Here is a 5,607-nt window from a genome sequence, read left to right as displayed (position 1 = left end):
CAGCCCCGACCACCGTGTCGGCGAAGACGCTGCCGATCACCGCCTCGACATGGTCGAGGAACTGGTCGCCCTCGGCGGTGCCGCCATGGTTGACGTTGGTCGTCAGATTCAACTGCACCCCGGCGCCGCTGTCGGCATAGGACACCGTGTCGGTCCCTGCTCCGCCGAACAGCCGGTCGGCCCCGGCGCCGCCGGTCAGCGTGTCCGACCCGTCGCCGCCGTCGAGCTGGTCGTCGCCGTTCCCGCCCTCCAGCCCGTCATCGCCGGCCTGGCCGCGCAGATCATCGTTCCCGTCCTGGCCGCGCAGCGTTTCGGCGCCGGCCGACCCCAGGATCGTGTCGGCGAACCGGCTGCCATGCACGATCTCGATCGCGTCGAGGAAGGAATCGCCCTCGGCGTCGCCACCGTGATGGACGTTCGTCGCCAGGTTGACCTGCACCGCCGCGGTGCTGCCGAAATAGGAGACGAGATCCCGGCCGGCCCCGCCGCGGATCGTGTCCGCCCCGGCTCCGCCGTCGAGGATGTCGTCGGCCGCCTCGCCTTCCAGCGTGTCGCTGCCGGTGCCGCCGCGGAGCGTGTCGTTGCCGCCGCCGCCGAAAAGCGTGTCGTTGCCGCCCAGCCCCAGCATCGTGTCGGCGCCGCTGTTGTTGCCGCCGACCGGGGGCAGCACGTCATTCCCGTTCGTGCCCGTGAATGTGGCCATGGAAACTCCTCCGTCTGAAAACGGAAAGCCGGTCCCCGGCGCGACCGCCGGGACCGGATGATGGGCCTCAAAGAACGAAATCGTCGGCGGTCAGGGTGACGTTGCCGGTCAGCACGATGCCCCAATCGTCCAGATCCGCGACTCCGTCGCCATCGCCATCGACGCTCACCCGCGTGTGGTCGTTGGCCGCGACATATTCGTAGCGGACCTGCCCGGCGACGCCGGTGAAGGCGGCGGTGCCGATGAAAAGGATCGTCCCGGTCAGCGCGCCGATATCGATCTTGTCCCCCTGGGCCGCCGAGAAGTCCAAGATGGTGCTGCCGTTGCTGAGGCTCCCGGGATCGGTCTCATAGGCCGCATCCATCACGAAACGGTCGGCGCCGCTGCCGCCGACAAAGGAACACCCGCCGGCACCGCCGGTGAGCGTGTCGTCGCCGGCATCGCCCTCGAGCCGGTTGCTCCAGCCCCGATTGGCGAAAAGGGCGTCGTTGCCGTCGCCGCCCCGCAGGATATCGCCGCCATCCGTGAGATAGGGCCCCCAGTCCTTGCCGACGATGACGTCGTCGAAAGCGCTGCCGATGATGCCTTCGATCCTGTCGAGGAAGGTGTCGCCCTCCGCCGTGCCGCCGGTGGCGACATTGGTGGCCAGGTTGATATTCACCCCCACTGCGCTATCGGCATAGGAGGCGAAGTCGATGTCGCCGCTGCCCAGAATCTGGTCCGCCCCGAGGCCGCCCATGATCACGTCGTCGCCCAGACCGCCGCTGAGCTGCTCGGCGCCGTCGCTGCCCGTCAGCGTGTCGGCGTAGTTGCTGCCGGTCACCATCTCGATGTGATCGAGGAATGTGTCCCCCGCCGCGAACCCGCCGGTGAACACGCCGGTCTCCAGGTTGATCGACACCCCCGCCGTGCTGTTGGAGTAGGTGATGAAGTCCCTGCCGCCGCCCCCGGTGAAGGTCTCGGCCCCGGCACCGGCGCGGATCGTGTCGTTCCCGTCCCCGCCATCGAAGCGGGTCGCCGCCGCGCCGCCGATGAACGTGTCGGCGAAGGCGCTGCCGATGAAGCGCTCGATATGGTCGACATAGCGGTCGCCGTCGGGCCCGGCGCTCGAGGATGCGTTGATCGTCGCCGCGATGGTGGCGTCGGCGTAGGACACGGTGTCGAAGCCGGCACCGCCGGTGAACAGGTCCGCGCCGGCGCCGCCGACGAGCAGATCGTCCCCGTTGCCGCCCGAGAGACTGTCATTGCCATCGGCCCCCCGGAGCGTGTCGTTGCCGTCTTCGCCGGAGAACCGGTCGTTCGCCGCGCCGCCGACCATGATGTCGTCGAAGGCGCTGCCGACGATGCGCTCGATATGGTCCAGGAACTTGTCGCCCGCCGCCTGGCCCTGCCCGGCGATGCCGCTGGTCATGTAGACATACACGCCGACGATGTTGTCGGCATAGCTGACGGTGTCGGTTCCAGCGCCGCCGATGAAGCTGTCGGCCCCCCAGCCGCCGCGGAGCGTGTCGTCGCCATCGCCACCCTCCAGCCGGTCCACCCCGGCCGCGCCCGAGAGGGTGTCGTTCCCGGCGCCGCCGAGGAAGCGGTCGTTGCCGGCGCTGCCGGCCAGCACATCGGCGAAGGCGCTGCCGATGATCACCTCGATAGGCTGGGTGAAGCTGTCGCCCTGGGCCGTGCCGCCGGTGGCCGTCCCAGCCGTGCGGTCGATCTTCACCCCCTGCGCGCTGTCAGTGTAGGAGACGGTGTCGGTGCCGTTGCCGCCGGTGAAGATGTCGGCTCCGGCGCCGCCGATGAGGAGGTCGTCGCCGTCCCCGCCCTGGAGAGTGTCGTTGCCGCCGCCGCCGCGCAGCTCGTCGGCCGACGCGGTGGCGATGATCGTGTCGGCGAACTGGCTGCCGAGGACCACTTCGATATGATCGAGAAACTGGTCGCCGAGGGCGTCGCCGGCACCATTGGCCCCGGTGGCGAGATTGACGCGGATGCCGGCGGCGGCGTCGGCATAGGAGAGCGTGTCCCGTCCGGCCCCGCCGACGAAGCGGTCGGCGCCGGCCCCGCCGATGAGCGTGTCGTCGCCCTCGTCGCCGCTCAGCTGGTCGGCGCCGGCCCCGCCCTCCAGCCCATCATTTCCGGCCAGGCCGCGAAGGATGTCGTTCCCGCCCTGGGCGCGCAGCGTCTCGGCGCCGGCCGAGCCCAACAGGGTGTCCGCGAACTGGCTGCCATGCACGATCTCGATCGTGTCGAGGAAGGAATCGCCCTCGGCGTCGCCGCCGTGGTGGACATTGGTCGCCAGGTTGACCGAGACGCCGGCGGCACTGGCGAAGTAGGAGACCAGATCGGTGCCCGTCCCGCCGAGGAATGTGTCGGCTCCGGCACCGCCGTCGAGAATGTCGTCGCCATCCTGCCCCTGCAGCGAATCGCTGCCCGTGCCGCCACGGAGCGTGTCGTTGCCGGCGCCGCCGAGAAGCGTGTCGTTGCCGCCCAGTCCCAGCATCGTGTCGGCGCCGCTGTCGTTGCCGCCGACCGGGGGCAGCACGTCATTCCCGTTCGTGCCCGTGAATGTGGCCATAACCCCTTCTCCCTTGTGAAAATGATCCTTGAGGAAATCCTCTGGAATAAAAACACAGTTCTCCGAAAATTGCGCTGATCCTATGGCAAGGAGCGACCGCAGGGACCGGCTGATGGCTCAAAGGATGGAGACGCCGGCGGTCAGTGTGATGTTGCCGTCGAGGACGAAGCACCAGCATCCCGATCGGCGGGTCTACCGGGAACTCCCAGATAGGGAGGGCGTCATCAATCTTTGACCCGGCTGCCGGTCAGGCGGCCGAGCGCCGGCGGTCTTCCCCGCCGCGAAATAGCGGCTGGGCGGAGCGCCGAGCAGGCGCTTGAACATGGTGGTGAAGGCCGCGGCGCTGTCATAGCCGAGGTCGAGGGCCACCGTCGTCACCGCCTCCCCCGCCGCCAGCCGCGGCAGGGCTGCGAACAGGCAGGCCTGCTGCCGCCAGGCGGAAAGGCTGAGGCCCGTCTCCTGCCGGAACAGCCGGGTGAAGGCGCGGCGGCTCATGCCCAGCGGGCCGCACCAGTCGTCGATCGTGTCGTGCGGCGTCGGCCCCTCCAGGAACCGGCGGCAGCGCGCCGCCAGCGCCGCATGGCCGGGCAGCGGCAGGTTCAGCGGCAGCACCGGCATCCGCGCGATCTCCTGCAGGATCAGCGCCATCACCAGCCCGTCCCGGCCCTTCAGGTCGTATTCCAGCGGCAGGTCCACCGCCTCCATCAACAGGCTGCTCATCAGCGCCGAGACGCCGACCACGCGGCAATCGGCCGGCAGGCCGGGCACGGCGTCGGGCTCGACATAGACGCTGTGCACCTTGACCGCCCCGATCGGCTGCACGTCATGGGTGATACCGCCCGGAATCCACACCGCGCGCTCCGGCGGCACCACCCAGCGGCCCTGCTCGGTCCGCACCATCAGCACCCCGTTGCTGCCGTACAGCAGCTGCGACCGCCGGTGTCGGTGCGGCAGGATCACGTAATGCGCCGGATAGTCGTTGCCGAGCGCGACGACCGCCCGCGGCGCGTCCTCATGGACGAAGGTGGTGTTGCGCATGGCCCACTCACGAAAGCAATAGACCAAAGCACGAAAGCAGGTCGGCCGGGAAGGCGTATTCTTGGCCGAGCCGACGGCACTCCCGCCGCCGGATGCCTCAGTGATGCGCCGCTCAGCGGCCATCGGGACTTTCGGGAATGACGAGTGGAACACTGACCCCGGACCATCGGTCCGACGCCGACGGAACGGTCTTCACCATCCTGGCCGCGATCAGCTTCAGCCATCTGCTGAACGACATGATGCAGTCGCTGCTGCCGGCCCTCTATCCGATGCTCGCCACGGATTTCGGGCTCGATTTCGGCCAGGTCGGGCTCATTACCTTCGTGTTCCAGCTCACCGCCTCGATCCTTCAGCCGGCGATCGGCCTCTACACCGACCGCAAGCCGCAGCCCTATTCGCTGCCGGTCGGCATGGGCTTCACCCTGGTCGGGCTGATCGTGCTGTCGGTGGCCCCGACCTTCCCGATGCTGTTGCTGGGCGCGGCCCTGGTCGGCATGGGCTCCTCGGTCTTCCATCCGGAATCCTCGCGCATCGCCCGGCTCGCGTCGGGCGGGCGGCACGGCCTGGCGCAGTCGCTGTTCCAGGTCGGCGGCAATATCGGCTCGGCCATCGGGCCGCTGCTGGCCGCCTTCATCGTGCTGCCGCGCGGCCAGGCCAGCATCGGCTGGTTCTCCGCCGCGGCGCTGCTGGCGATCCTGGTGCTGACCGGGGTCGGCGCCTGGTACCAGCGGCACCGCCGCAGCATGGCGGCCAGGCCGCGCCGCCCGGTGGCGCCGGTCGCCCTGTCGCGCGGCAAGGTCGGCTTCTCGCTCGGCATCCTCGGCATGCTGGTGTTCTCCAAGTACATCTACCTGGCCAGCCTGACGAGCTACTTCACCTTCTACCTGATCCAGACCTTCGGCGTGTCGGTGCAGGAGGCGCAGATCCACCTGTTCATCTTCCTCGGCGCGGTGGCGGTGGGGACGGTGGCGGGCGGCCCGATCGGCGACCGCTTCGGCCGGAAGGTCGTGATCTGGGGGTCGATCCTGGGCGTGCTGCCCTTCACCATGGCGATGCCCTATGTCGGGCTGACCGGGACCGTGATCCTCAGCATCATCATCGGCCTGATCCTGGCCTCGGCCTTCTCCGCCATCGTCGTCTATGCGCAGGAGCTGGTGCCGGGCAAGACCGGCACGATCGCCGGGCTGTTCTTCGGCTTCGCCTTCGGCATGGGCGGCATCGGCGCCGCGGTGCTGGGCGAGGTTGCGGACCTGACCAGCATCGGCTTCGTCTACCGCATCTGCGCCTTCCTGCCGCT

At 69.2% G+C, this 5,607-nt stretch carries 4 protein-coding genes; 1 reads left to right on the top strand and 3 read right to left on the bottom strand.

Going from position 1 to position 5,607, the window contains the following annotated elements; all coding sequences use genetic code 11:
- The 3 genes from P409_RS25010 to P409_RS25000 all read right to left on the bottom strand — a co-directional run.
- Nucleotides 1-703: calcium-binding protein (locus P409_RS25010; protein WP_161790468.1), on the bottom strand; the 703-nt coding region annotated here is incomplete at its 3' end.
- 67 nt (nucleotides 704-770) lie between these two features.
- Nucleotides 771-3,272: a calcium-binding protein gene (locus P409_RS25005; protein ID WP_034844907.1), complete on the bottom strand. Its 2,502-nt coding sequence runs from the start codon at nucleotides 3,270-3,272 to the stop codon at nucleotides 771-773.
- Between the two features lie 192 nt (nucleotides 3,273-3,464).
- Entirely contained in the window at nucleotides 3,465-4,310 is an 846-nt protein-coding gene (locus P409_RS25000; RefSeq protein ID WP_081991778.1) for an AraC family transcriptional regulator, read from the bottom strand.
- Between the two features lie 137 nt (nucleotides 4,311-4,447).
- Between P409_RS25000 and P409_RS24995 the strand changes: the two genes are divergently transcribed.
- Nucleotides 4,448-5,607: MFS transporter (locus tag P409_RS24995; protein ID WP_052121362.1), on the top strand; the 1,160-nt coding region annotated here is incomplete at its 3' end.

The sequence above is a fragment of the Inquilinus limosus MP06 genome (assembly GCF_000767795.1).
GTDB classification, from domain to species: domain Bacteria; phylum Pseudomonadota; class Alphaproteobacteria; order DSM-16000; family Inquilinaceae; genus Inquilinus; species Inquilinus limosus_E.
This window is presented reverse-complemented; position numbering and strand designations above follow the sequence as displayed.